Origin of the sequence: Actinotalea alkalitolerans, assembly GCF_023369855.1 — a bacterium.
Lineage (GTDB): Bacteria > Actinomycetota > Actinomycetes > Actinomycetales > Cellulomonadaceae > Actinotalea.
This window is the reverse complement of sequence record NZ_JAMBPP010000010.1, coordinates 138,753-165,125: the sequence shown is the minus strand read 5'-3', so window position 1 is coordinate 165,125 and position 26,373 is coordinate 138,753. Positions and strand designations below refer to the sequence as shown.

The 26,373-nt window shown below is 70.2% G+C and carries 25 protein-coding genes; 16 read left to right on the top strand and 9 right to left on the bottom strand.

Going from position 1 to position 26,373, the window contains the following annotated elements; all coding sequences use genetic code 11:
• Positions 1-92: 92 nt before the first annotated feature.
• Positions 93-698, bottom strand: coding sequence for a TetR/AcrR family transcriptional regulator (locus M1R94_RS14050; RefSeq protein ID WP_249382338.1), 606 nt, complete (start codon positions 696-698; stop codon positions 93-95).
• A gap of 98 nt (positions 699-796) precedes the next feature.
• Between M1R94_RS14050 and M1R94_RS14045 the strand changes: the two genes are divergently transcribed.
• The gene (locus tag M1R94_RS14045) at positions 797-1,993 is read left to right on the top strand and encodes an MFS transporter (protein WP_249382337.1); all 1,197 of its coding nucleotides are present in this window, start codon (positions 797-799) and stop codon (positions 1,991-1,993) included.
• 70 nt (positions 1,994-2,063) lie between these two features.
• Here M1R94_RS14045 and M1R94_RS14040 read toward each other — a convergent pair whose 3' ends face one another.
• Positions 2,064-2,663: a TetR/AcrR family transcriptional regulator gene (locus M1R94_RS14040; protein WP_249382336.1), complete on the bottom strand. Its 600-nt coding sequence runs from the start codon at positions 2,661-2,663 to the stop codon at positions 2,064-2,066.
• Positions 2,664-2,780: 117 nt separating this feature from the next.
• On the opposite strand from M1R94_RS14040, the gene M1R94_RS14035 reads away from it, so the two are divergent.
• A complete protein-coding gene (locus M1R94_RS14035; protein ID WP_249382335.1) occupies positions 2,781-3,725 on the top strand; it encodes an alpha/beta hydrolase family protein in 945 nt (314 codons plus the stop codon).
• Positions 3,726-4,019: 294 nt separating this feature from the next.
• Positions 4,020-6,758, top strand: a complete 2,739-nt coding sequence (locus tag M1R94_RS14030) for an AAA family ATPase (RefSeq protein ID WP_249382334.1) — start codon at positions 4,020-4,022, stop codon at positions 6,756-6,758.
• A 45-nt stretch (positions 6,759-6,803) separates the two neighbouring features.
• Here the strand turns inward: M1R94_RS14030 and M1R94_RS14025 are convergent, their stop codons facing one another.
• The 3 genes from M1R94_RS14025 to M1R94_RS14015 all read right to left on the bottom strand — a co-directional run bounded on the left by M1R94_RS14025 (position 6,804) and on the right by M1R94_RS14015 (position 12,410).
• Positions 6,804-7,757: a zinc-binding dehydrogenase gene (locus tag M1R94_RS14025; protein WP_249382333.1), complete on the bottom strand. Its 954-nt coding sequence runs from the start codon at positions 7,755-7,757 to the stop codon at positions 6,804-6,806.
• Positions 7,758-7,815: 58 nt separating this feature from the next.
• The gene (locus M1R94_RS14020) at positions 7,816-9,537 is read right to left on the bottom strand and encodes an alpha/beta hydrolase (RefSeq protein WP_249382332.1); all 1,722 of its coding nucleotides are present in this window, start codon (positions 9,535-9,537) and stop codon (positions 7,816-7,818) included.
• Positions 9,538-9,647: 110 nt separating this feature from the next.
• Positions 9,648-12,410 (bottom strand): AAA family ATPase, encoded by a 2,763-nt coding sequence (locus M1R94_RS14015; protein ID WP_249382331.1) that lies wholly within the window; start codon positions 12,408-12,410, stop codon positions 9,648-9,650.
• A 185-nt stretch (positions 12,411-12,595) separates the two neighbouring features.
• Here M1R94_RS14015 and M1R94_RS14010 point away from each other — a divergent pair, with 185 nt between their 5' ends.
• The 3 genes from M1R94_RS14010 (at position 12,596) to M1R94_RS14000 (ending at position 15,565) form a co-directional block, all read left to right on the top strand.
• Positions 12,596-13,462 (top strand): MerR family transcriptional regulator, encoded by an 867-nt coding sequence (locus M1R94_RS14010; RefSeq protein ID WP_249382330.1) that lies wholly within the window; start codon positions 12,596-12,598, stop codon positions 13,460-13,462.
• 97 nt (positions 13,463-13,559) lie between these two features.
• Positions 13,560-15,089: an alpha/beta hydrolase gene (locus tag M1R94_RS14005; protein WP_249382329.1), complete on the top strand. Its 1,530-nt coding sequence runs from the start codon at positions 13,560-13,562 to the stop codon at positions 15,087-15,089.
• A 65-nt stretch (positions 15,090-15,154) separates the two neighbouring features.
• Positions 15,155-15,565 (top strand): RidA family protein, encoded by a 411-nt coding sequence (locus tag M1R94_RS14000; protein WP_249382328.1) that lies wholly within the window; start codon positions 15,155-15,157, stop codon positions 15,563-15,565.
• Between the two features lie 41 nt (positions 15,566-15,606).
• Here the strand turns inward: M1R94_RS14000 and M1R94_RS13995 are convergent, their stop codons facing one another.
• Positions 15,607-16,002 carry a nuclear transport factor 2 family protein gene (locus tag M1R94_RS13995; protein ID WP_249382327.1) on the bottom strand — a complete coding sequence of 132 codons (396 nt, stop codon included), beginning with the start codon at positions 16,000-16,002 and terminating at the stop codon, positions 15,607-15,609.
• A 306-nt stretch (positions 16,003-16,308) separates the two neighbouring features.
• Between M1R94_RS13995 and M1R94_RS13990 the strand changes: the two genes are divergently transcribed.
• Positions 16,309-16,656, top strand: a complete 348-nt coding sequence (locus tag M1R94_RS13990; protein ID WP_249382326.1) for an ATP-binding cassette domain-containing protein — start codon at positions 16,309-16,311, stop codon at positions 16,654-16,656.
• A 437-nt stretch (positions 16,657-17,093) separates the two neighbouring features.
• On the opposite strand, the gene M1R94_RS13985 is transcribed toward M1R94_RS13990, so the two are convergent.
• Positions 17,094-17,648, bottom strand: a complete 555-nt coding sequence (locus M1R94_RS13985) for a TetR/AcrR family transcriptional regulator (protein ID WP_249382325.1) — start codon at positions 17,646-17,648, stop codon at positions 17,094-17,096.
• A 91-nt stretch (positions 17,649-17,739) separates the two neighbouring features.
• Here M1R94_RS13985 and M1R94_RS13980 point away from each other — a divergent pair, with 91 nt between their 5' ends.
• The 9 genes from M1R94_RS13980 (at position 17,740) to M1R94_RS13940 (ending at position 25,273) form a co-directional block, all read left to right on the top strand.
• A complete protein-coding gene (locus tag M1R94_RS13980) occupies positions 17,740-18,690 on the top strand; it encodes a quinone oxidoreductase family protein (protein WP_249382324.1) in 951 nt (316 codons plus the stop codon).
• A gap of 263 nt (positions 18,691-18,953) precedes the next feature.
• Entirely contained in the window at positions 18,954-19,652 is a 699-nt protein-coding gene (locus M1R94_RS13975; RefSeq protein WP_249382323.1) for a TetR/AcrR family transcriptional regulator, read from the top strand.
• Positions 19,653-19,764: 112 nt separating this feature from the next.
• Positions 19,765-20,526 carry an SDR family oxidoreductase gene (locus M1R94_RS13970; RefSeq protein ID WP_249382322.1) on the top strand — a complete coding sequence of 254 codons (762 nt, stop codon included), beginning with the start codon at positions 19,765-19,767 and terminating at the stop codon, positions 20,524-20,526.
• A 48-nt stretch (positions 20,527-20,574) separates the two neighbouring features.
• On the top strand, positions 20,575-21,000 hold the full coding sequence (locus tag M1R94_RS13965; protein ID WP_249382366.1) for an SDR family NAD(P)-dependent oxidoreductase: 426 nt from the start codon (positions 20,575-20,577) through the stop codon (positions 20,998-21,000).
• A gap of 267 nt (positions 21,001-21,267) precedes the next feature.
• Entirely contained in the window at positions 21,268-21,855 is a 588-nt protein-coding gene (locus M1R94_RS13960) for a TetR/AcrR family transcriptional regulator (protein WP_249382321.1), read from the top strand.
• A complete protein-coding gene (locus M1R94_RS13955) occupies positions 21,852-23,003 on the top strand; it encodes an SGNH/GDSL hydrolase family protein (RefSeq protein WP_249382320.1) in 1,152 nt (383 codons plus the stop codon). The genes M1R94_RS13960 and M1R94_RS13955 overlap by 4 nt, the downstream gene beginning before the upstream one ends.
• Positions 23,004-23,232: 229 nt before the next feature.
• A complete protein-coding gene (locus tag M1R94_RS13950; RefSeq protein ID WP_249382319.1) occupies positions 23,233-23,382 on the top strand; it encodes a helix-turn-helix domain-containing protein in 150 nt (49 codons plus the stop codon).
• A 740-nt stretch (positions 23,383-24,122) separates the two neighbouring features.
• Positions 24,123-24,671, top strand: coding sequence for a tyrosine-type recombinase/integrase (locus M1R94_RS13945; RefSeq protein ID WP_249382318.1), 549 nt, complete (start codon positions 24,123-24,125; stop codon positions 24,669-24,671).
• A complete protein-coding gene (locus tag M1R94_RS13940) occupies positions 24,668-25,273 on the top strand; it encodes a site-specific integrase (protein ID WP_249382317.1) in 606 nt (201 codons plus the stop codon). Before M1R94_RS13945 ends, M1R94_RS13940 begins: the two co-directional genes overlap by 4 nt.
• Positions 25,274-25,389: 116 nt before the next feature.
• On the opposite strand, the gene M1R94_RS13935 is transcribed toward M1R94_RS13940, so the two are convergent.
• Entirely contained in the window at positions 25,390-25,818 is a 429-nt protein-coding gene (locus tag M1R94_RS13935; RefSeq protein WP_249382316.1) for a poly-gamma-glutamate hydrolase family protein, read from the bottom strand.
• A complete protein-coding gene (locus tag M1R94_RS13930; protein ID WP_249382315.1) occupies positions 25,815-26,213 on the bottom strand; it encodes a hypothetical protein in 399 nt (132 codons plus the stop codon). Before M1R94_RS13930 ends, M1R94_RS13935 begins: the two co-directional genes overlap by 4 nt.
• Positions 26,214-26,373: the final 160 nt, after the last annotated feature.

The window sequence follows — 26,373 nt, the reverse complement described above, 5'->3', positions numbered from 1 at the left end:
CGATTCCGGGCGCCCCACCAACAGTCGGCCGCTGGGTTTCGGCAAGTTCGTAGCGCCGCCGGCTCGACATCTCACCGAGCATCTACGGCGTGTCAGCCGGGCTGCGTCAGTGCACCAAGCAGGACGTCCACACTTGCATGCAGCGGTGCCGGGTCAGCACCGTCGCGCAGTTGCGTCGAGACGCCGAGCAAGAAGGTGTGAACGAGCGCTGTCATCACGTCCGGGTCCAGATCGTCACGCAACACACGCTCTCGCACCCCCCGTCGCACGCAGGCCTCGATCCTCGAGCGATCGGCCTGCCTGCGAGCGGCCACGATGGAGCGAGCCGCGGAAGTCTCCGCCGTCTCGGCACCGACGGTTGCCGAGAGCGCCACCAGGCAGCCAGCCGGGTGGGAACTGTCGGCCTGCATGTCGATCGAGCCATGCAGCATCCGGGAGACGGCCTCCACCGGGTCGAGAGACTGGTCGCCGACGATGTCGGTGACCTGGCCCGGGCCGGCGATGTAGTGCGCGACGACGCGCTCGAAGAGTCCCTCCTTCGAGCCGAACGCCCCATAGAGGCTCGCCGACGAGAGCCCGGTCGCCGCCCGGAGCTGGGCTAGCGAAGCGGCCTCATACCCGTACTTCCAGAAGACCCGCATAGCCGCATCGAGCACGTCGTGCTCGATGAAGGTGCGGGGTCGCCCCGCGCTCGCCATCCAGTCCCCCGCTTTCGGATCGGTTGGTCCAGTTTGACACATGGTCGCCCGGTCCGTGAATATTGGCTCATTCGATCCATAATCGCGGAGGAGACCCAGTGCGCACTCACACCCAGCCGATCGGCCCGCCGGTTGCCACGGCCCCACCCGACCGGTTGCCAGTGACAGCTCTCGCGGTGATGGCCTTGGCGGGATTCATCGTCATCACCACCGAGACGCTGCCGGCCGGCCTGCTGCCGCAGCTCGTCGCCGAGTACGCGGTCAGCGAGGGCACCGCGGGCCAGCTGGTCGCCGCCTACGCTCTCGGCACCGTCGGCGCCGCTATCCCTGCCATGGCTCTCACCCGTGGCCTCGCCCGCAAGCGGCTGCTCGTGATCGGCCTGCTCGGCTTCCTGTTCGCCAACACAGTGATGGCTGCGGCGCCGACGTTCGGTGTAGCGCTCATGGCGCGTGTCATCGCCGGCGCCTTCTCCGGGTTGCTGTGGGCCATGCTCGCCGGGTACGCGCGACGAATCGTTGCCCCGGAGCTGGCGGGCCGCGCGCTCGCGATCGCGATGGCCGGGACCCCAGTGGCCCTGTCGATCGGCACCCCTCTCGGCTCGTGGCTCGGCGATGCAGTCGGATGGCGGTGGGCGTTCGCGTCTATGTCGGCACTCACCATCGTCGTCGTGGCGCTGGTTCTCGCCGTTGTGCCGGATGCCCCCGGGCAGCGAGCTGAGGCCCGCATCTCGATCGGACGGGTGGCGGCCATCCCAGGTGTTGCGACGGTCCTTGCGGTCGTGTTCGCCTGGATGTTGGCGCACAACTTGCTGTACACCTACATCGCCCCGTACCTCGCTGGATCAGGTGCAGGGCTGCGGCCGGACGTGGCCTTGGGCATGTTCGGCGTCGCCGCACTCGTCGGGGTCTGGGGCACAGGTGCGTTCATCGACCGCGCACTGGGCCGGCTGACCCTCGTCAGCACGGCCGGGTTCATCGTCTCCGGCGTCATCTTGCTGGCCCTGCCCGGTGCTCTCGCCGCGACCATCGTGGCGATCGTGATCTGGGGAATCGCGTTCGGCGGCGCGGCGACCCAGTTGCAGACGGCGATCGGCAACGCCGCGGGCGAAAGCGCGGATGATGCGAATGCGATGCTCACCACCGTCTTCAATCTGGCCATCTTCGGCGGAGCCAGCCTCGGCGCTGGGCTTGTGGACGGACTCGGGTCCGCGACCTTGCCCGCTGCGATGGTGATCCTCTCCGCCGTTGCGCTGCTGGTCGTGGCGCTCGGGAGACGAGGCGTGTTCCCGCGTTGATTGTGAGTCGCAGCGGCAAGTGGCCCAGCTTTCGCTTTCTTTCGTGCTCCGCGAGGATGTAGTCGCTTGATTATCGAGCTCGCCCGGCGAGCACGCCCGAGATGAGCAGCTGCACGAGAACAGCAGCTTCGTACTGGGCGTCGCCTGCAGCACCGATGCAGAGGTTCCCGATGCCCTTGAGCACGTTGTACGCATCGACCGGCGGAGCTGCATCAATCGACGCGAGCGCTGCCTCGAGAAGCGAGCCGCATACCGGGACGAGACGGCCGACGAAGTAGGTATGCAGAGCGTCGGACCCGGCACTGTCTCCCTGCAGTGCGCCAGCGAGCCCGTGCTTGGTGACGAGGAACTCCACGAACAAGGCCACCCATGCCCGCAAGGCCTCCTCGGGCGTCGCGCTCTCGGCGAGTAGCTGTGGGCCGGCGTCGGCACACGCCTCGACCTGGTGCCGGTAGACCGCTACCACAAGCTCCGGACGGGTCGGAAAGTGACGGTAGATCGTCCCGACGCCGACGCCGGCCTTCGCCGCGATGTCCCGTACCGGAGCGTCGACGCCGGACGTCACGAAGACCGCTCCGGCTGCCTCAAGAAGGGCCTGCTCGCTCCGACGCGGGCGGCCCACGTTCTTGGACTTCGCGACGCGCGACCTCTCGCTCTGGATGTCAGCCATGTGCCCGTCCTCACAAAGATCGCACGTACTTGCTTTACGGAGCACGGTTCCGTATCGTTGCGGAACGACGCTCCGATACTAGTATCGCAGAGCGCGCCCTTTCGAAGGAACTCGCCAATGACCTCATCACTCCTCAACACGTTGGACGGCATCATCGGTGCCGGCGCTCCGGTCGTCTCCGTAGCCCCCGTCCAGCTGTCCGCCCCGGATCGGCCGGTTCCGCTGGAGGTGCGAGTGTCCGCTCCGGCAAATGGCACCAATCTCCCCGTTGTGGTGTTCTCTCACGGCAACGGGTGGAACCTCGACGGGTATGCGCCGCTCACGGCGTTCTGGGCATCCCGCGGGTTCGTCGTGATCCAACCCACGCACTTGGACTCACGCCGGAACGGTTTCGGGTTCGATCACCCGGTGTTCCCGACGATCTGGACCGAGAGGATCGCGGATCTCACCCGCATCCTCGACCAGCTCGACACCATCGAGGCCGCCGTTCCCGGGCTTGCCGGCCGCATCGACCGCAGGCGCGTCGCCGCCACCGGCCACTCCTGGGGCGGACAGACGGCGCAGTCGCTCCTCGGTGCGCGGATCCTCGACAAAGCAGGCCAGGTCGGCGAGGACATGTCCGACAATCGCGTCACCGCCGGCATCCTGTTCGCCGCAACCGGTCTCGGCGGCCATGACCTGCATCCGTTCGCGCAGGCGAACTTCCCGTTCATGCGCCCCTCGTTCCAGGAGCTGACGACCCCCACGCTCGTGGTCGCTGGCGACCACGACCAGTCCAAGATGTCTAGCCGCGGACCCGACTGGTTCACCGACGCCTATACCTACAGCCCCGGTGCCACCGACCTCCTCACCTTTTGCGATGCCGAGCACGCGCTCGGCGGAATCGTCGGATACGAAGTGGCCGAGACCACCGACGAGAACCCGGAGCGGGTGGCCGTCATCCAGGGTATGAGCACTGCCTACCTTCGGACCGCTCTGCACGTCGACGAGAACAGCTGGCCCACAGCCCGCGCCGCATTCATCAGCAGTACCGATCGGATCGGCCGCACCGACAGCAAGTGATACGCGCAGTCAGGTCCCTCGCCATGCACCGGTGGTCGCTGGCGAAGGGCTGACGGCGGGAGCGGTCCTGCTGACCACGCGACGTCTGACCAGACCAGACACTCGGCGGAGACCGCGACCGACCGTCTGTCCCTGCACCAACTCCAGCGGATCACGCCGGGGCGGTGCAGGACCTCGCGAACCCGCACCACCGAGGCCATCGAGAACGTGGCGGGTGAGGACCCGCCTCGCAACATCCTTAAGGTGGGGGCTCCTAGTCCGGCGCTTCGACGGGAGCACGACCTGATGGATCTGGTGGGTCGATCCCGAGAGCGCGAGGCGGTCGACACGCTCCTGTCCTCGGCCAGGTCTGGGCTGAGCGGGCCTCTGGTGGTGCGCGGGGAGGCCGGTATCGGCAAGACCGCGGTTCTCGAGCACGCACGGCACATGGCTGAGACCGCGGGATTCCGAGTCGAGTCCTCGGTCGGCTTCGAGTCCGAGACGCAGTTCGCCTTCGCCGGTCTGCACCAGCTGTGCGCTCCCTTGCTGGACCGCATCACAGCGCTGCCCGAGTCGCACCAGGCCGCTCTCGGAGTGGCCTTCGGGCTCCACGGTGGCGCCGCGCCGGACCGATTCCTGGTGGGGCTGGCCACCCTGAACCTGATGGCCGCGGCCGCGGAGGAGCGAGCCCTGCTGTGCCTGGTGGACGATGCGCAGTGGCTGGACGAGGAATCGACGCAGGTCCTGGCGTTCGTGGCCCGACGGTTGGGCGCCGAGAGGTTGGCGCTGATCTTCGGGTTGCGCGACTCCGACGGCGGCGAGCGGCCTCCGTTCACCGGGTTGCCGGAGATACGTCTGGAGCGGCTCGGCGACGCCGATGCCCGTGCCCTGCTCGATGCCGCGGTGCGCACGCCGCTGGACGAGGCGGTGCGCGAGCGGGTGCTCGCCGAAGCCGCCGGCAACGCGTTGGCGCTGCAGGAGCTGCCGCACCACGTAGGGGCGGATGACGCCGCGGGCGGGTTCGAGCTGCCCGGCACGCTGAGCGTCCCGCTGCGTCTGGAGGAGGGCTTCCGGCACCGTGCGGGTGGCCTGCCCCCGCAGACGCAGCTGCTGCTGCTGGTCGCCGCGGTGGAGCCGACGGGCGACGTGGCTCTGCTGTGGCGGGTGGCGTCCCACCTGGGGCTTGCTCGCGAGGTCGCGGTACCCGCGGAGGCCGCCGGCCTGCTGCAGATCGGTGCACGAGTACGGTTCCGTCACCCGCTGGTGCGGTCGGCGGTGTACCGGGCTGCCGCGCCACCGGACCGTCGTCGCGCCCACGGCGCGCTGGCCGAGGCGACCGACCCACGGGCCGACCCGGATCGCCGGGCATGGCACCACGCGCAGGCCGTGCTCGGAGCCGACGAGGAGGCCGCGGCGGGGCTGGAGCGCTCGGCCGGGCGGGCCCGCGCGCGCGGGGGCGTGGCCGCCGCGGGCGCGTTCCTGCAGCAGGCGGCCGAGCTGTCCCCAGATCCTGCCGCCCGCGCGCGACGGGCGCTTGAGGCCGCCCACGCCAAGCACGAGGCCGGTGCGACAGAGGCTGCCCTGCAGCTGCTGGCGGTCGCAGCCAACGGGCCGTTGGACCCCTTGCCGCGGGCGCGGGCCGGGCTGCTGCGGGCGCAGATCGCGTTCCGCCGGAGCCGTGCCGGTGATGGGCCCAAGATGCTGCTCGATGCGGCCGAGGCACTGGCCCCGTTGGACGGAGCCTTGGCACGGGAGACCTACCTGCAGGCGCTCGACGCGGCGATCATCACCGGCGACCCGGACTGGGGCGTGAAGCAGGTGGCCGCGGCTGCCCGGGCAGCGCCGGCGCCGCCCAGGTCGCCGCAGCCGGCCGACCTGTTGCTCGACGCACTCGTGACGACGTTCACGCGGGGGTACGAGGCGGGAGTGCCGGGGCTGCGCCGGGCACTCATCGCCTTCGGCCGGGAACAGCCCCACCCGGGGTCCGTGCCGGACGCCGACAGCCACCGCTGGATGTGGCTGGCGAGCAGGACCGCGTTGGCGGTCTTCGACGACGAGTTGGCCCACACGCTCGCGGACCGTCACGTCCGGGTCGCCCGGGAGGCGGGCGCGCTCGGCACGCTCCCGGCTGCCCTGCTCGTCCAGTCCATCATGCACGTGCTCGCCGGGGAGCTCGCCCGTGCCGCCGAGCTGGCCGCTGAGCAGACGTCGATCACGGCCGCGACGACGGCTGTGCCGCTGCTCCAGGCCCAGCTCGTCCTCGCGGCCTGGCGCGGTCGCGCCCAGGAGACCTCCGAGATCTACGCGGTCATCGTCCGGGACTCTGCCGCACGTGGGCACGACACCGAGGTTGTGCTGGCGCAGTACGCCTTGTCGGTGCTGCACAACGGGACGGGCGAGTACCCCGCGGCTCGGGCCGCAGCGAGCCGGGCTTTCGGGTCCGCCGAGCTGACGTACACCAACCTCGCCCACTCCGAGCTCATCGAGTCGGCGGCCCGGACCGGTGAGCCGGAACGCGCGGCCGATGCCCTGGACGAGCTCTGCTCCCGGGCTCGCGCCAGCGGCACGCCGTGGGCACTCGGGATCGCAGCGCGCTCACAGGCGCTCGCCACCACCGGGCCGGAGGCCGAGAGCCACTACCGCGAGGCGATCGACCAGCTCAGCGACAGCCGGATGGGGGGCTACCTGGCCAGGACCCATCTCGTGTACGGCGAGTGGCTACGTCGTGAGGGCCGCCGCAAGGACGCCCGCGACCAGCTCCGCACCGCCCACAGGCTCCTGAGCGACATGGGTGCGGACGCGTTCGCCGCCCGCGCCGCCGGTGAGCTCCACGCCACGGGCGAGCATCCCCGTTCACGAACCGCCCAGCCGACCAACGAGCTCACCGCCCAGGAGCTGCAGGTCGCACGCCTGGTGGCCACCGGATCAAGCTCCCGTCAGGTCGGCGTCCAGCTGTTCCTCAGCCCACGCACCATTGAGGCCCACCTCCGCACCATCTACCGCAAGCTCGGCATCACCTCACGCCGCGAGCTCGACGAGTTGTTCGTCCCCTGACCATCGATGCGGTGACGACCGCCGGCCCGGCGTCGGATGGCGGGCTCAGGGACAGATCTCGATGACAGCCTTGCCTCCGAGCCTGCGCTCAGCCATCGCTGCGACGGCGTCGTCGACCTGGGTCCAGTCCTCGCGCCAGACGATCCCTGCATCGAGCCGCCCCGCTGCCACCTGTCGGGCCAACCACCCGAGGTCGTCCTGGAAGTCGCTGTGCGCACCGAGGAAGAACGTCACGACCGATCGGTCGTGACGCCCGTCATCGCCGAACATGAGTCCGAACGGGAAGGTCTCGTCCTCCCCTGCGGCGTGCCCGACGGAGACGAGCGTCCCGTGCGGGGACAGCTTGTCGAAGGCCTCGACCAGGTGGCGTCCGCCTACCTGGTCGAGAACGCCGTCCACCAGGCCCTTCACGTCCTCGACCCGGGACACCACGTCGGTGGCACCCAATGCCCTCAGCGACGCCCCATGACGGTCCCGGTTCCCGCTCAGCGCGACCACCTCGGCACCGGCGAGGGAGGCCAGCTGGACCGCGTAACGTCCAACGCCGCCGCTGGCCCCCGTGACGAGCACTCGCCTGCCGAGGAGCTCGCCGATGCGCCTGAGGCCCCGGAGCGCGCTGAGCCCGGCGACGGGGACGGTGCTCACTGCTCCGAGGTCGGCGCCCGCGGGGACTGCTCCGAGCATCGAGGTCGAGACGGCCCGCAGCTCGGCCCAACCACCGCTGGAGCCCATCGTCACCACAGAGGTGCCGGCCTCGGGACCGCTGCCATCGGACGCAGCCCGCACCACGGTACCTGCAGCATCGGCACCCAGAACGGTCCCGTCGGGCGCGGGACGCAGTCCGATGGTCCGCGACCCCTGGGCGTGGGCGATCTCCCCGGGGTTGAGCGAGGCCGCCGCGATCCTGGCCAGCACCTCGTGGGGTCCTGGAACCGGGTCATCCACCTCGGCGATCCGCAGGTTCTGTGGACTGGTCCGGTCGACGACCATCGCTCGCATGTGCTCTCCTGTGGTGTTGAGATCCGATCAGCGTCCCTGCATCGACAGGTCATGCCTCCTACTCGCCCAGAGACCCCGACACAGCCCCGAGGGGAGAGCCGATGGCGCGCAGGACGCCCTCACGGCGCTCCGAACGCGCCAGGGCGTCGGGGTCTGCGGCCGACGCCCGGACCTGCGCCGCGCTGGGGAAGGGGTCGATGTCCTGCGTACAGACCACGTCCTCCTTCGGCACCTGCCGCGTCAGCAGGTACTCGGTCGTCACCGCGTCCGCGCAGGCCGACAGGCCCGTGCTGCTGTGGCCCCAGCCCTCCACCGTCAGCAGCCGTGAGGACGGCAGCTCGGCGTGCAGGGCGAGGGCGCCGGAGTAGTCGGTGGCCGGGTCGAACCTCGTGCTCACGACCAGGACGGGGTTGGCGGTGAGGGCGTCCCAGGGACCCTGGTATCGGTCGACGTCCTCGGCCGACCAGGACATGCACTGCTGGTCGATCCACGTCCACAACGGCCCGAAGTAGCCGACCCCCTGCGAGACCTCGGCTCGCTTCCAGTCACTCACCCGGTCCGGCGTGACGCCGTCGAGGCAGGCCACCGCGCCGAGCTGCTCGCGCGCGAGCACCTGGGACGGGAGCGCGTCGGCCGCGGACCGCCCGGTGGCACCCGCTGCGTCGGTGGGCGTCGCTCCGGGCGCACCCGAGGCGAGCTGCTCGTAGCCCGCCAGGCTCTGGGCGAGCCGGTGCCACGTGGGGGAATTGTCCAGCCCCGACCGCGTGAGGGCCGCCAGCAGCTGGTGGTTCAGCAGCATCCCCGTGCCGGGGTCGAGGACCGGCTCGACCCGCAGCCGTTCGTACAGCGCGTCAAACCTGTCCGACGCCGAGGCCTCCCCCGGCCCGGAGAAGGCGCAGCGCTCGGCGCCGGCCTCGTCGCACAGGCGGAAGAACTCCTCCAGCGTGGCCTGGGCGCCGTCGTCGCTGTTCATCCGGGCGAAGATGGGAACCCGGGTGCCGTCAACGTCCCGCCCGGTGGTCCAGTCCACGGGGTCCACGACGCCGTCGACCACGAGCGCCCCGACCTTGTCGGGGTACCGGTTGGCGTACACGGCCCCCAGGTAGGACCCGTAGGAGTAGCCGACGTAGGTCAGCTGCTCGTCACCCACGGCGCGGCGCAGCAGGTCCAGGTCGTCGGCGACCGCGGTGGTGGACATGTGGTCGCGCAGCGGTCCTCCCTCGGCCACGCACCTGGCGTCCAGCGCGGCGTTGACGTCGCGGACGGTGCGCAGGTCGCGGGCGGACTCCGGCCAGACGAACGCGGTGAAGTAGTCGGCGGGGTCGTCCTCGGGCCCGACGCACTGCAACGGCGTGCTCCGCCCGATGCCACGGGGGTCCATGCCGATGACGTCGAACTCCGCGGTGACCGCCGGGGCGAAGTAGGTCTCACCGACGAGCGCGATGGACGAGACCGCGTCGGCACCGGGCCCGCCGAAGTTCACGAACAGCGAGCCCTGCCGGGCGTCGGGGTCGTCGGCGGGCCTGCGGATCAGAGCGAGCTCAATGGTCGGTCCTGAAGGGTCCGCGTGGTCGAGCGGGACGTCGTAGGTGGCGCACTGGTAGGTGGCCGGGACGTCGGGGAGGTCGGGGACCGCGCAGGGCCCCCAGGCCACCGCCGCCACCTCTGACAGGACCGGCCCCGGGCCCGGTGGGGATACAGCCGGGCCGACGACCGCGCCGGTGGTCAAGAGCGCGGTGGTCAGTGCTGCGGCGGTGACGGCGCTCGCGGTTCTTCTCATGAGGTTCTCCTGCGCGGTCGGTCGTGACGGCGGGATGCCTCTGCACAGAGAACACGCTGCCGCTGGGGCATGCTCAAGCCCCACCCCAGCAGGGACCGTCCCCGAGGGGGTCAGGGCAGCCGCAGCTGCCCGAGCTGCTGGCGGGACGTGATGCCCAGCTTGCGGAAGATGTTGCGCAGGTGGGTCTCGATCGTGCGGGGGCTCAGGAACAGCTGCGCACCTACCTCGCGCGACGTCCCCCCCGTGGCCACGATCCTCGCGATGTGCAGCTCCTGGGCGGTCAGCGCGTCGGTCGGCTGGGCGGTCCGTCCCCGGGGGTGCTCGCCCGTGGCACGGAGCTCACGGGCGGCGCGCTCGGCGAACGCCTCTGCGCCCATGTCCGAGAGCATCTCGTGGGCCGTGAGCAGGTGGTCACGCGCGTCGTGAGCACGGCCCTCTCGGCACAGCCACTCGCCGAAGACCAGGTGGGCGCGAGCGCGGTAGGCGGCCATCCGGCAGCGCCCGAGCCGTTCCACGGCCTCGCGGTAGTGCTCCTCGGCGCCAGGACCGGTGCTGGCCAGCGCGCGCGACTGCGCGGCCAGCCCGAGCGCCCACTCGGTGCCGCTGGCGCGGGCCCGCGAGCTGAGCTGGTCCAGTGCGGCTGCCGCACGCTCGGGGTGACCGCCGCGGGACGCCGCCTCGATGAACTCGGGAAGAGCCAGGTTGCTGTGCGTCACCTCGTGGGCCTGGCAGGCAATCGCCGCGGCGCGCTCGGCGGCGGCGTAGTCTCCCCGGGCGTTGTGCAGCACGGCCAGGTTGTACTGGGCGAAGGTGACCTCGTTGCCCGTTCCCTGCGCGGTCCCCTCCAGGGCCATGGCGGCCTTGAGCTCGGGGGCGTCGGCCCGACGGCCGCGCCATGCGGCGAGCATGAGCCGGGCGTACGGCAGTGGAACGGCCCCCGTCGATCGCGTGATCGCGGCCTCCTCGGTGGCCAGCTCCTCGGCCCGGGCGAACTCGCCGATCCACACGAGCGTGGCGGACAGGGTGACGAGCGCGGCCGGGAGGGCGTCCAGCGCCCCGGCCTCGCGGGTCAACCGCACGTTGCGACTGCCCAGCCGATAGCCCAGGTCGTCGTCGAACAGCGAGACCGCGGTGCGGCTGGCCAGCCACAGCCAGCGGCGGTCGTCGACGGTGCCCGTCGGCCGCGTCAGGGCCTCGTCGCGGAACGCGACCATCGCCCGGCGTAGGCCGGGCACGCCCTTCTCGTACCCGTGCGTGGACGTCGTCACGAGGCCGTCGAGCAAGAGGTCGGCCGCCCCCGGCGACCCAGGGGGTGGCGGTGCGTCCCGGGCGGCTTCGGCCACCGCCCGCAGATCGCTGCTGGGGCCGGGTCCGGGACCTCCGATGATGTTGGCCGCGTCGATCGCCTGCAGATAGGTCTGGCGGGACAACGCGGCGTCCAACGGGGCCAACGCACGGGCGGCCGCCAGCAGCATCCCCGGCACGTGGCTTCCCTGCGTCAGATGGAATGCGATCTGCGCTTCCAACAGCTGCAGGCGGGCGAGCTGCAGGGGCGCCAGGGGTCCGCGCGCCGCGACCTTCAGCAGCTCCCCGGCGGCCTCGGACGCGCCGGCCTCGTGCGTGGCGGCGGCGGCCTCGAGTGCCCGTCGCGCCCGGCGTCCCGGACCCGGGGTCAGCTCCACCGCCCGCTGCAGGAACGCCGCCGCTGCCGCCGAGCCCCCCCGGGCCCGCGCGCGTCCGGCCGAACGCTCAAGCTCTGTCGCGACCTCCTCGTCATCACCCAGTACCGCCTGCGCGCGGTGCCAGGCGCGCCGGTCGGGATCCAGCTGCGCGTCGGTGACCGCAGCCAGTGCGCGGTGCACGCGACGCAGGTCCGAGCCCGCGGCTGCCTGGTAGACCGCCGAGCGAACGAGCGGATGCCGGAAGCGCACCCGGGTACCGACCTCCAGCAACCCTGCGGCCTCCGCGGGGGCCGCGGCGTCGGCCGGGATGCCCAGGTGCACGGTTGCGCGCCACAGGAGCGCCAGGTCGCCGGTCGGCTCAGCGGCGGCAGTGAGCAGCAGCAGCTGGGTCTCGGCGGGCAGGTCGCCGGAGCGGCGACGGAAGTTCTCCTCCACCCGTCGCGGGACAGTCATGACGTCCGGGAGCTCGAATCCACCGGCCAGAGACCCTCGCAGCGCACTCCGGGGCAGCTCCAGCAACGCCAGGGGGTTGCCGTGCGCCTCCGCGACGACCCGGTCACGCACCTCGCCGTCCATCGGCGTCCGGACCTCCGCGGCCAGAAGCGCCCGCGCGTCGGTGTCGGCCAACCGCCCCATCGACAGCTCAGGCAACCCGACCAGAGGCGGGACGCCACCGGCCCCTGGGCCATCACGCAGGGCGAACACCAGCGCCACCCCCTCGGCCTCCACCCGACGCGCCACGAACGCCAGGACCTGCACCGACGCGTGGTCCAGCCACTGCACGTCGTCGACGAGGCACAGCAGCGGCCCGGCCTCCGACGCCTCCGAGAGGAGGTTCAGCACGGCCAGACCGACCAGGAACCCGTTCGGCGCACCACCCTCACGCAGACCGAGCGCAATGGCCAGCGCGTCCTGCTGCGGATCCGGCAGGGCACCCGCCTGATCCAGCAACGGCGTGCAGAGCCGGTGCAACGCCGCGAACGCGAAGTATGTCTCCGACTCCACGCCGACCGACTGCTCCACTCGGAACCCCGCCGCGGTCGCGCTGTCCTGTGCGTACCCCAGCAGCGCCGTCTTCCCGATACCTGCCTCCCCACGCACCACCAGCGCCCCGCTGCGCCCCTGCCCGGCGCGCGCCAGCACCTGATCGATCGTGTCGCGCTCGGCACGCCTACCCAGGAGGCCGCTCAACGTTCCTCCCGGCGCCGCAGCTGCTCATCCGCTCAGACTACGTAGTCCGGGGGGCATCCCCCGATGCGCGTGGACGCGGGTCGCGCCTGACTCGACTACGTGCCTCCTACCGACGCGGGATCCACTCCCCTGCTGCCAGCCTCAGGGGACAGCGACGACCGACGTCCGAGAGGAGCACACACACCATGGCCTGGAGTACGCGTGAGCTGGCCCAGCTGGCCGGTACGACGGTGCGAGCGGTGCGCCACTACCACAAGGTCGGGCTGCTCGAGGAGCCTCAGCGTTGCACCAACGGGTACAAGCAGTACGGCGTGGGCCACCTGGAACGAACCCTGCGCATCAGACGCCTCAGCGACCTGGGCCTCAGCCTGACCGAGGTCGCCGACCTGGGCGACGACGACCAGTACCCTCACGACGCCCTGCGACACCTCGACATGGAGCTCGCGCACCACCTCCAGCACCTGAGGCGCATCCGAGCAGAGCTCGCCGACGTGCTGGCCCGCGAGGCCCCCATGGACCTGCCGGCCGGGCTCGCCGCTGCGATCGGTGCCGAGGACCTCTCCGACACCGACCGTTCCCTGCTCGTCGTCATGAGTCGTGTGCTCGACGGGGACCTGGTCATGAAGTTCGTGGGCGCGCTGGGGGCCCGCCCGAAGGACGAGGCCGCCCGAGAGCTCGAGACGCTCGACGCCGGGGCCGACGAGACGACCCGCCAGCACGTGGCCGAACGACTCATGCCCCTTGCAGCCCGCGTCCCCGCCCTGCTGCCCGACTGGCTCGACGCACTCACCGGCTCTTCGACGGCCGCCACCGCCCGACTCACGATCGACCAGGCTGTCGACGACCTCTACAACCCGGCACAGGTCGACGTCCTACGTCGGGTCCGCCGGATGCGCGTCGCACCCCCGCACCGGACGTCGACCCCGGTGACCGGTGCATCCACGTCACACTCGCCGGCCCGGTCACGCGGGCCGGGCGTACTCATCTCGACCGGGGGGGAAGGACGGGGGCCGCACCGCCGGTCGCCCGCGCCGGTCGGCGCATCGCGCTGATCCGGACCCGTCCCCCACCTGATCCTGCCCAGGCCACGGCGTGATGTCGCGGCGACCCGAAGACCCGATGATCGGAATGACGATGCAACAAGGATCCATGACGGCCGTGGGCCGTACGCTGGTGCTCACGACCATGATGGCGGGGATGTCGGTCGCCGCACCGGCGATGTCCAAGGACCTCGAGAGCGTCCCGCCGACGGTCGCCTGGGGCACGTGCCCGCAGGACGTCGCCGCGGTCGCCCCTCTGCTGGAGTGCGGCCTTCTGGCGGTGCCGCTGGACTACGACGACCCGGACGGCGTCCAGATCGAGCTCATGCTGTCCCGGCAGGTCAGCACCGCCCCCGACCGGCGGCGCGGTGTGCTCCTGCTCAACCCCGGTGGTCCGGGAGGGACGGCGGGGCTCGCGATGCCGGCGGATCTGGTCGCGCGGGGCATCCCGGCCAACGTCACCGACGCCTTCGACCTGATCGGGATGGACACCCGCGGGGTTCGGTACTCCTCCCCCGTCAGCTGCGGCTTCACCGACGAGCAGGACTACCGCGGCGCCGTTCCGCCGTACGCCGTCGACGACGACGCGGTCCTCGAGCAGGCCGAGGCCGCCCGGACGGTGGCCGAGCAGTGCGCCGCGAACGACATCGACGGGTACTTGCGACACCTGTCCACCGCGAACATGGCTCGCGACCTGGACCGTATCCGGATCGCCCTCGGCGAGGAGACCATCAGCTACTACGGGGTGTCCTACGGGACGGCGCTGGGCGCGGCGTACGCCTCGATGTTCCCCGAGCACTCCGACCGGATCGTGCTGGACAGCAACATCGGCGACACCCACCTCGACCGCGACGGGCTGCGCCGCTACGCCCTCGGCGTGGAGGACACCTTCCCCGACTTCGCCGACTGGGCGGCGGCGCGCCACGACAGCTACGGGCTCGGGCGCTCATCGGCCGAGGTGCGCGCGACCTACCTCGAGCTGGCAGAACGGTTCGACGAGGAACCCCTGGGCGACGGCTTCGACGGTGCCTGGTTCCGCTTCATGACCTTCGTCACGCTGTACGAGCAGACCGGGTACGCGCCGCTGGCCCATCTCTGGCAGTCCTTGCTCGGCTCCGACACGACGGCGGTGACGGTGGCGGAGCAGCTGGAGCGCAACGGCACGACCGACGCCCCCGCAGACCCACCGCCCCTCCCCGACGGGCTGTCGGCCTTCGACAACTCCTGGTCCGTCCTGCTGGCCGTGACCTGCAACGACGTCAAGTGGGCCGAGGACGTCGAGACCTACCAGCAGGCCGTCGCCGAGGACCGGCAGCGCTACCCACTGTTCGGCGCTGCCAGCGCCAACATCACGCCCTGCGCCTTCTGGCCCCACGCACCGGGCGAACCTCCCGTGGCCGTCGACGACGACGGCCCCCGCAACATCCTGATCCTGCAGAACCACCACGACCCCGTCACACCCCACCTCGGCGGTGTTCTGCTCCGCGAGAAGTTCGACCAGCGCTCCCGGCTGGTCACGGTGCAGGACAGCGGTCACGGGGTCTTCGTCTACCGCCAGAACGCCTGCGCGACGAACATCACCACCTCGTTCCTGGTCGACGGCACCATGCCCGCCCGTGACACCCGGTGCCCGGCCTGAGGCGGCTGGACCCGGCGATGTCCGGAACCCGTCCCGACAAGAACGTCACCACCCAAGGAGACTCCATGACCGTCCTACGCTTCAGCCCCGATGGCTTGATGCAGCCCGTCCCCTATCACCACGTCGCCATCGGCACCGGGACCCGGCAGGTCCATGTCGCTGGGCAGACCGCCCGCGACGCCGACGGAGGACCGCTCGCGTCCGGTGACCTGGCCGGTCAGGTGGGCCACGCCCTGCGCAGCACCCACGTGGGGCTCCGGGCCGCCGGCGCCGACTTCGGTGACGTGGTCCGCCTCGTCTTCTACGTCACTGACTGGACCCCGGACAAGATCGAGGCCTTCCTGGCCGGAGTGGAGCAGGTGACCGACGAGCTCGGCCTACCCCGCCCGCTGCCACCGGCCTCCCTGATCGGCGTGGCCCACCTGTTCGAGCCCGACGTGCTCGTCGAGGTCGAGGCCACCGCCGTGCTCGCCTGAGCGGGCTTGGCCATGCCCCGGAGGCATAGCCGGCATGACCGTCACCCGGGCCCGGTTCCTGTCGGTCGGCCGCCCGCTGGCGCAGCGTGGGCCACCGGACCGAGGTAGAAGCGTGCCCAGTCGATCCGCCCCTCGCGGACGGTCATCACGACCGGTCCGCCGAGGACGGGCCGGTCGTCGGACCCGCCGCCGACCGTCATCTCCCACTCCGACCACAGCTCGGGGCCGGACGTCGCCCGACGCAGCACGCGGGCCCGCAGCCCGGGCATGGCGCGGAAGATCAAGGCCCAGCTGTCTCTCACGCGGTCCGACCCCGTGAACCCGTCCGCGGGACGGAGCGGGAAGACCGCCGTGTAGTCGTCGGTGAAGCAGTCGGCGACCCGCCCAGGGTCACCGGAGTCGATCGCCTCACGCAGTGCGCTGATCGGGTCGTCCACGTCGATCTCCTCTGTCTAGGTGGTCTACGTCAGCGGTCCAGGGCGGCCATGCCGCCTTCGTCGTGCCGGTCCCCGACGGGCCTCGTCGACACAGGCAACGTCATGCCCCACGGGCATGGTCAAACCCGGGTCGCGCAACCGACCGCCGAGGTGGCGGGTCTTTCGAGCGGCCGCTTGAGCATGCCCTTAGGCCATGGAGTCACATGGGGCACGAGCACCTGCAGCCGCCTCTCGGCGCGGGATCGACTGCCCCCGAGGCGGGATGCCCTGTCCCGGCCTGACACCAACCACAGTGGAGGCGTCATCATGAGCCAGCGAACCAGCAGCAGCACCGCCGTCCAGGTCGAGGCGCCGGGTGGACACCGGTCCTCCGGCGCCGTCATCGAGGTGGAGAGCCTCGACGTGACCTACGGGGACTTCAAAGCCGTCAAGGACCTGTCGTTCACCGTCGATCGGGGTGAGCTGTACGCGCTGCTCGGCACGAACGGGGCCGGCAAGACCTCGGCGATGGAGGTCATCGAGGGGCACCGGCCCGCCACGTCCGGCACGGTCCGCGTGTTCGGCAGGTCCCCCACCGACCGCCGGGCGGTCCGACCGCGGACCGGGATCATGCTCCAGGAGAGCGGGTTCTCCCCCGACCTCACCATCACCTAGTCCGTGCGGTTCATCGGGCACCTCACGCGGCGGACCGACACGGTGGAGCGAGTCCTCGGCCTGGTCGACCTCACCCACAAGTCCGCCACCGTGGTCTCCCAGCTGTCCGGGGGCGAGAAGCGCCGGCTCGTACTACTTCGCCTCCGGGCGAGAGGGAGACGTCGGCCCCCGGGGCCACGGGTTCGACGCGGATCCGGCCAGGGCGGAGGGCCGCGCGCGCGTCGCGCGCGTCGGGCGCTCGTCCCGGCGTTGGTCCGCGCGCCGTGACCGGCCAGCGCGAGGCCGCGACCTGTGGGACGAGGGCCAATCGGCTCCTGCGGTGGACCAGTTGATGTCTCGTTGGGCCGGCGTGGTGCAGGGGAACTGATCGGACACGAGCCGGGTGAAGCCCCCGGTGGTGGAGTGCGTTCGATGGGGATGGATGGAGCGGTTCTCGGTCAGTTCCCAGCGACTTTGAACGAGCGCTCGAAGTGCTGCAGCAGGTGAAGGATCTTTTCCTCGGCGTGGTGCGGGTCGAGCAACGCGAGTGCCCCAGCAGACTCCATGAGCAGTACCAAGTCGCTCCACGTGGTGCCAGGGCGGATCTCGCCCTCCAGGACACCTCTGTGTACGAGCGATTGCACGTCGGTGCGGAATGTCTCGCGTTTCTCGGCGAATTCCTCGGAGCGCAAGAAGGCGTGGACCACAAGGTCTGCGCAGTGCGGGTGGCGGGCCTGATTGGTGAGCAGGGCGCGAGTCAGGTCCAAGAACGCCGCCCCTGGACTGTCTGACTGGCTTGCCTCGCCTGCGCTAGCGAGCCACAGGTCGAGGTCGCGGGTGAACACCGCGTCGATGATGGCCTGCTTGTCGGTAAACCGTCGCAGAAGGGTGGCGATGCCCACGTCGGCGCGCGCCGCGATGTCGTTGAGCGAGACCGAGGTTCCGATCTCGTCGAACAGACTCGAGGCTGCATCGACGATGCGCTCGCGGTTGCGCTGGGCGTCGGCACGCATGCAAACCCCTCTAACTGGAGTAAGTGATCCACTTGTGCTAGACATGGCACCTGGAGCAGCTGCTCCATATGACGGTAGTGGAGGAAGTGCCATGCGAGCAATTCAGTTCGAGGCCTACGGCCCCCCGCACGTCCTCCGCGCGGTGACGGTGGACGTGCCGGCTCCCGGCAAGGAACAGATCCGTGTGCGCGTCGAGGCGACGAGCGTCAACCATGTCGACGTGCTTGCACGAGCGGGTGGATACAAGCGCGTCACCCGGACGAAGGCGCCGTACGGCACGGGCATCGATCTGGTTGGTGTCGTCGATGCCGTCGGGGGAGAGGTCACGAGCTATTCGCCAGGCGATCGAGTCTGGGGAGTACTTGGCAACGCGTTCTCGCACCCTGTGGGAATGCTAGCCGACTTCGCGCTGCTTCCTTGCGAGGCCGTGGCGCCGGCTCCAACCGGTATGACCTCGGAACAAGCGGTGTCTGCGCTGGTGCCTGCGACCATCGCTTGGACTGCCATAGGACATGTCCCCGTGGCGCCAGGAGACACTGTCGTTGTTCGCGGCGCCGCGGGAGGCATGGGCTCGGCCATGGTTCAACTGGCCGCGCACCACGGTGCGCGGGTCATTGGTATTGCGACCGACGATATGGCTGACTTCGTCACGGGCCTTGGGGCCGATCAGGTCCTGGACTTCCGCCGAACCGGCCCCGGCGATATCCCGCGCGCCGATGGCATCTTCGATACGACCGGTGTCGACCTGCTGGCGTGGCGGAAGCGACTGAAGCGGAACGGGCGGATGGTGACGACCGCAGCGCTCAGGTCGCCGTCCGCGCTCGGTGCGGTGCTGGCCTCGCTCCCGGCTGGCCGACGTCGCGTCCGCGGCTTCGTAGGCCAGCCCGCCCCCAGGGCGATCGCTCAGGCTTCGCAGCTGCTCACTAGCGGCATCGTCAAGCCCCATGTCGCCGCGACCTTCGCGATGGAGGAGGTCGCAGACGCACATCGCCTGTTCGAGTCTGGCAACACCATCGGCCGACTGGTCGTCACACCAGGGTGATCTCGCCGAGCATGGATCGAGCCAGAGACGCTGGGATGGAGCGAGTCCTGCTTGCCTGCCGCGACGAGAACGTCGGGTCGATCAAGACGGTGGAACGTTGCGCTGGTTTCCTCGAACGGATCGTGGATCACGAGCATGACGCGCTCGGCACTACTGGATCAGCCCCTCAATAGTCCTCCATGTGCGTCAGACAGTGCGGATTGGTATCACCGTTGTCGACTGAGAAGTTGCGACGATACCGTGGCAATGTTACTGTCGATACCATGAGCACGAGGACAGTGATAATCGAGGCGGCGGCAGGGCTCCTGGCGCACTCGCCGAGCGGCGATATCTCGACCCGCGCGGTGTGCGAGGCGGCTGGGGTGCAGCAGCCGGCGCTCTACCGGCTGTTCGGCGACAAGCAGGGCCTGCTCGCGGCCACTGTCGACCATGTGTGGGACGAGTACCTGGGCATGAAACGCTCGGCCGTGCGGTCGGCGGACCCGCTGGAGGACCTACGGTCAGGCTGGGACAGCCACACCAGGTTCGCTCTCACGCACCCGAACGCGTACCGGCTCCTGTTCGGATCCGGCGCCGTCAGCCAGGCCGAGTCCGCCGCAGAGGCGATGCGGCTGCTGCGAGACGTCCTCGACCGGCTGGCCGCGCAGGGGCGTCTGCGTCTCGAGCCCGAGGCCGCGGCGCGGGTCGTGATGGCGGCGAACACCGGTGTCGCCCTCGCGCTCATCCTCCGCCCCGAGCAGAACCCTGACGAGGCGCTCTCCACGACCGTGCGCGACCTGGTACACAGCGGGATCGTCTCCGACGCCGCACCGGTGCCGGACGCAGACGAGCCCGAACGCATCGCGGCGACCACCTTGCGCAGCGCCCTGACGACGACGGCCGGTGAGCTGTTCACCGGCCGCGAGGCGGGACTGCTCGACGAGTGGCTCGAACGCATCCAGACCCGACCCCGCCCCAACTGACCACCACGACCGCAGCCTCAACAACCCCCCGCCATCTCGTCACCCACCAAGCGGGAGCGATCCAGCGCGCCCGAAACGTGCGCGGACACCCGAACACGAAGGAGAACCCGCCATGCCCACCCCCCCGGACACCGCTCCCACCACCCACGCCCCTCGGGTCGCCCTAGTCACCGGAGGCTCCGGCGGCATCGGCCGCGCGGTCGTCGAACGCCTGGCGCGGGACGGGTTCGCGATCGGCGTCCACTACTCCAGCAACAAGGCCAGGGCCGACGAGACCGTCGCCGCGGTCATCTCCGCGGGTGGACGGGCAATCGCCGTCCGCGGGGACGTCGCCGACGAGACCGCCATGGCCGGGGCATTCGAGGCCGTGGAGGCGGCGTTCGGCGGGATCGACGTCGTCGTGAGCACCGCGGGCATCATGGTCCTGGCACCGATCGCGACCCTGAACCTCGACGACCTCGACCGGATGCACCGCACCAACATCCGCGGCACCTTCGTCGTCGCCCAGCAGGGCGCACGCCGGATCCGCCCGGGCGGCGCGATCATCAACTTCTCGACCTCGGTCACCCGCACCCAGTTCCCCGCCTACGGCGCGTACGTGGCCAGCAAGGCCGCCGTCGAGGCCATCACCTTGATCCTCGCACGCGAACTGCGCGGCCAAGACATCACCGTCAACGCCGTCGCCCCCGGTCCGACCGCCACGGCCCTCTTCCTCGACGGCAAGGACGAGACCGCGATCGCGAACCTAGCCAAAGCGGTGCCGCTGGAGCGGCTCGGCCAGCCCGACGACATCGCCGAGACCGTCGCGTTCCTCGCTGGCCCGGCCCGTTGGGTCAACGGCCAGGTCATCTTCGCCAACGGCGGCCTCGCCTAAACCCAAGCCCCTCACCCGCGTTCAACCGAAGGGAACCACACGCCCGTCATCACCGGTGCCTCCAGCGGCTTCGGCACTCACACCGCCCGCGCCCTCGCCGACGCCGGCTGCGCCGTCCACCATGGCTTGCGCGAGACCATCGGACGGAACGCGCCCCAGGTCCAAGCGGCCGCCGAGGGCGCCGCGGAGCACGACGTCGAGTCCGTCAAAGCAGCCATCACCGCCTTCGAAGCGGGGCACGGCCGAACCGACATCATGATCCACAACGCCGGACACATGGTCGTCGGTCCCACCGAAGCGTTCGCCCCCGAGCAGCTCGCCGAGCTTCACAACGTGAAGGTGCTCTCGACGCAGCGGGTCAACCGAGCGGCGCCTCCCGGCATGCGCCACCGCGGAGAAGGTCTGGTGGTGTGGGTGTCCAGCTCGAGCGTCAAGGGCAGCACGCCGCCGACCACGCGCCGCGTGCGCCCTTGACCAGCAGTACACAACAGTCGGCGACTCGCGGGCGGTCTACCTGCCCAAGGAGCAGCCGGCGCCGAGATCCGATGCACGACAGAGCACGCCAGCTACCGACCGATCATCACCGGAGGCGACATGGCCGAGCTGCGCGAGGGCGCCGAAGAGCTCGAGCACATCCCCCGGACGACCCTCTCCTACCGCAGCGATAGAACGGACGGCCACGGACGGATCTATTCGACCTAAACGGTTTAGGCTGGCACCTAGGGCGTGTAGTCTGGCGAGATGAAGCGCATCCCTCTCACCGCAACGGTGATCGTCGCCGAAGCGGCCGACTTGGCCGACCTGTCCGGCTTCGACAGCGTCACACTGTCGGCCGTCGCGCGTCGCCTCGGAGTGCAGACCCCTAGCCTGTACTCGCACATCCGTGACCGCGCGGCCCTGCTGGATGGAATCACCGCACTCGCACTCGCCGAACTCGCCGATCGTGTGGCGGTGGCGATCGCCGGGCGCTCCGGCCGGTTCGCGCTGGACGGCTTCGCCGAGGCGCACCGGGCGTACTCGCTGAGGTCGCCCGGTCGATGGCAGTCGTTGCAACGTCGCGCCGGCGCCACCGCCGTGGAGTCCGGCGGCGCGCGGAGTTTCGTCGCGCTGACTGAGGCCCTCCTCCGGGGCTACGACCTGCCGCAGGGAGAGCGCGTGCACGCCACCCGCCTCATCGGCAGCACGATCAACGGCTTCCTCGCGCTCGAGCGCATCGGCAACTTCGACCACAGCCCACCCGCCGCTGAGGTGTCGTGGCGCAAGATCCTCGACGCCCTCGACTCTCTCCTCCAAACCTGGTCAACCAACGCGAACCGGATCCCCCAATGATCACGACCCCCCTGGCCGCCCTGTACCTCCACGGCGCCGCCGACATAGAGCCCACCGCTCGAGGTCTGCGCCCGCACCGCCTGCCGGCGTGGGTGCGCGCGCAGTTCCCCGACCCGCAGTTGCTGATGGCGGAGGCTCAGCCATCCGGGGTGCGCCTGGCGATGACCACGGCAGCGCGGACGATCACGCTCGTTTCCCACCCCTCGCGGGTCACCTACAAGGGCGTTGACCGTCCCCGTGGGAGCATCGACTTCGTGGTCGACGGCGACCTCGTCGCGAGCGACCTGCTCGACGGCGGCGACGTCATCGAGGTCGATTTCCAGACCGGCGCGACCAGCTTCCGGCCGGGTACCGCGCACACGACCGTCTTCACCCACGTGTTCGACGGCGACAAGGTCGTCGAGCTCTGGCTGCCCCACAACGAGTCACTCGAGCTGATCGAGCTGCGGACTGATGCGCCAGTGCACCCCGTCGCGCTGAACCGTCCCGTCTGGATCCACCACGGCAGCTCGATCAGCCACGGCTCGAACGCGGCGACACCCACCGAGATCTGGCCGGCCGTCGCCGCGCGGATTGGCGGCGCCGAGCTGCGCAACCTCGGGTTCGGGGGGTCTGCCCTGGTCGACCCGTTCGTCGCCCGCGTGATCCGCGACGCCCGGGCAGACCTGGTCAGCGTCAAGCTCGGGATCAACGTGGTCAACCTCGACTCGATGCGGCTGCGGGCGTTCGTGCCCGCTGTCCACGGGTTCCTCGACACGATCCGCGCCGGCCACCCCACCAAGCCACTGATCCTGATCTCGCCGATCTTTTGCGGCATCCACGAGGACACCCCCGGCCCGGGCTCCTTCGACCCGGACTCGCTCGGCACCGGCCACATCCGGTTCATCGCCACCGGTCGCAGCGAGGACCAGCGGCAGGGAAAGCTCACCCTGCGGGTCATCCGAGACGCGCTCGCGTCCCTTGTGGACCGCCGGACCGGCGATCCGAACCTGCACTACCTCGACGGAACGACTCTGTACGGCGAAGCTGACGCCGTCGAGCACCCACTGCCTGACGCGCTCCACCCTGACACCGCCACTCACCACCTGATCGGCGAGCGGTTCGCCAAGTACGCGTTCGCGCAGACCGGACCGTTCTCCGCGCTCTGAGGCACTCGCTGGCCGGCTCCCGCCTCTGACCTGAAACGACATGATCGAGCCGTAGTGATCGCCCCTGGTCCAGGGTGGTGCGCGCTCCAGGGCTTCGCCAGCAAGTCAGCCGAACCGAGCCGCATCGCCGCGGTCATCGCCACACTGCACGTGGATCGACCAAGAAGTCTCCATCGCGGCGATCGTCGACGACTGCCCGCTGGCCGACCGAGAGGTCGAGCTGCTCCAGGTGACCGGCAACGGCCACTCGGTCATCGCCACCCGACTGCACCTGGCGTCGGGCACGGTGCGGAACGACCAGTCCAGCGCCATGCAGAAGACCCAGACCCGCACACGCCACGAAGCGGCTCGCTACGCACGGGAACACGACTGGTTGTAGCTCCCCGCTGGCCGTGCGCTGACCTCCTGCGCGGTGCGCAAGGGGCCCGGCCGGGCGCGCCGCCGCGCTCGAACCGCCACACCAGACCGAACGGCCCGACGAGGGCGGACGGCACGTCCTCGAGGTCGACTCCGGTCCGACTGGAGTGGCTTTGGCGGTGGGGGATGTGCTCGCAGCGCCCTGCACCGCCCCGACTTCCGTAGAGGCTCTACACGGACCCGATACGGACCCGGCAGGGCTCCCGATGGTGGCTCGGCACCCGCGCGGACCTCCTCTGAAGGCGGAGTGGGCACACTGGGCCGAGGTGGTGACCACCCGGTCACCATCGAGTCGAACGTCTACCCAGGCGTCGGCTCCGCCAGCGGGCGGTAGAGCCTGCCACCTGATCGAAGCATCGGAGCCGTGGCAGATGATCGCCGCGGCATAGCCGTCGTCGGTGGCCTGTCGTCGGTGGGCAGTGTCCGGAGCGCACCTAGGCTCCCCAAGTACCAAGAGGCCCGCCCCGCTCACGCGGGACGGGCCTCTGACCTGCAAAGACACGTCGGGATGACAGGATTTGAACCTGCGACCCCTTGACCCCCAGTCAGTTCTCGGCATCCGCCGAGGTCCGCCGCTGACCGCGTGCGTGCAGGTCAGACCGCTGGTGGGTCCGGCAGCGCTCGTCGCCGTCTGCTGACGTTCGCTGACTTAGGGTCCAGGCCCTGGACCCTAACTACCGAGCCGGAACGGTGGACGCATCCATGGCTACAGCCGAGCGGCCGCGCCGCGAACGAGGCCTGGGCGCAGTGACGTTCGACAAGAGCGTGGGCCTGTGGACCGGGCGCCTGGACCTGGGGCGCAACGCGGCCGGCAAGCGGGTGCGGGTCAAGGTCACCGGGCGCACCCGGGCCGAGGCGCGCGAGAAGCTCGAAGCCGCCCGACTGCGGCGCCGCGACGGAGTCGACCTCACCGCCCAGACCCGCACGTTCGCCGAACTGGCCGAGCTCTGGCTGGTGCGGGGCCTACCCGCCGAGACCTCCGACCTGACCCGTGACAACTACGCCTCCCTCATCCGCAAGCGACTCCTCCCCCAGCTCGGGCCCATCAAGGTCACCGCGCTGCGCGCCGACGACATCGAGGACGTGCTGGACCAGCTGGCCGAAGCCGGCCTGTCCGGGCGGACCCTTCGACTGATCCTGAACCTCGCTCAGCGCATCCTGGAGTTCGCCAGACGACGCGAGATCGTCAACCGCAACGTCGCGGAGGTCGTGCATGCCCCCCGGGGGCCACGCCAAGAACGAAAAGCATGACCGTCGAGGAAGCCGGGAGGTTCCTGGATGCCCTGGCCGAGGAACGGCTCGGGTCGATGCTCCTGATCCAGCTTCTCCTGGGCCTACGGCCCGGGGAAGTCGCCGCATTGCGCTGGCGGGACCTGGACCTCACAGCTGACCCGCCCACCCTCTGCGTCACGCACAGTCTCCGGCGCACCACCGCAGGGATGCTCTTGGTCGCACCCAAGACCCCGACCAGCCACCGGACTCTCGGACTCTCGCCGCGACTCGTCGAAGCCATCCTCGCCCAGGAACGTCAGCAGGCGACCGACGCCGCCCGTCAGCCAGCGTGGAGCAACCCCGACGGGCTCATGTTCACCGCCGAATCCGGCACTCCCCTTGACCCGTCGAATACTCGGCGGGCACTCGCCCGCATTGGGCGCAAGATCGGGCTGCCGGGCCTCCACCCGCACGCGCTGCGCCACGCCACCGCATCACTGCTGTCGAACGCCGGCATTCGTCTCGAGGACATCGCCGACACACTCGGCCACAAGTCGATCACCGTCACAGCGAACGTCTACCGGCACAACATCAACCCGACCAGGACCGCGCACTTGGCCCTCGAGATCCCCAAGCAGTAGACCGTCCGCTCCGGGGACACGACGTTGAAGGCCTCATCGAAGTCCGGACTCGACGCCGGACTCGGCGCCCCCAGACCAGAAGATCGCCGCGCCGTGGCGGCTTCGCCGGCTTCGCCTCACTCATCCGGTTCCCGCGGCGCGGTCACGCGATCGCGTTTGCGAACCGGTCGCAGATACGGGGGAATAACCCACCTGGGACGACCCCAGAAATTCGCGGTGAGCGTGAGCAGAGCGAAGAAAAAGAAACCCGAGAAGCCGACGTCGGCGAGTCGGTCAGCGATCTCCGAGTAGCCGCCCTCCGCCGCAGCACCACCATGTAGCAGACTGGCAACTTCCTGGGGAATTGCGAGGATGCTTGAGAGCAGCCCAAGTGACGCAGCGCCCACTGCACGCGCCCGCAGGCGCCACAGATCATACAGGGGCTGGAAACTTCGCTCTACGTATTCGCTGCGCTCCTTGGAGTTCCAGGTCCAGACCAAAGTGCAGGTTGCCACCGCAGGCAGGAGGAACCACAGGACCAAGATTGCCCATCGGAGCGCGATCACAGGTCCTCCCTCCAAGCTTCGTCAAGTTTGTTGGTAGACCACTGCGTGGCGTAGTAGGTCACAATCCCTCCGATGACGGCCCCAACGACAGCCCCGACGATCGTACCCACGACGGGTACAACGCTTCCGGCCGTCGCACCCATCAGAGCACCTGTGCCCGCCGCAGCGAATGCACCCCCAAGTGCGCCAAGGGCCAGCCCCGCACCCGCCGCGCCCACGCCGGCTGCTGTCTTGGCAGCGGTTAGGCTGTCTGGGTCGCCGTTGTCGCGTGAGTCCTGGTAGCTGAAGTAGCCGTTGAGCGCCACGCCAGCGACCGGTAGCGCACGGCCGCCGGTGCGCACCAGGGGCGAGCTCCCATAGCGGTTCAAGGTCCTCAGCGCAGGGTCGGAGTTCATGTTGCGGAGAGTCCATCTCGCCGCCGACTAACTCTTCCCACTGGCTCCACGATCATTGAGGACGACTGTCGCACCACTCGCGTGGTCCGCCACCCGCCTACTGACTGCAACCCCCGCGGCTACTCCCGCAAAGGTGCTGGAGATCGCCGGCCTGGCCGAC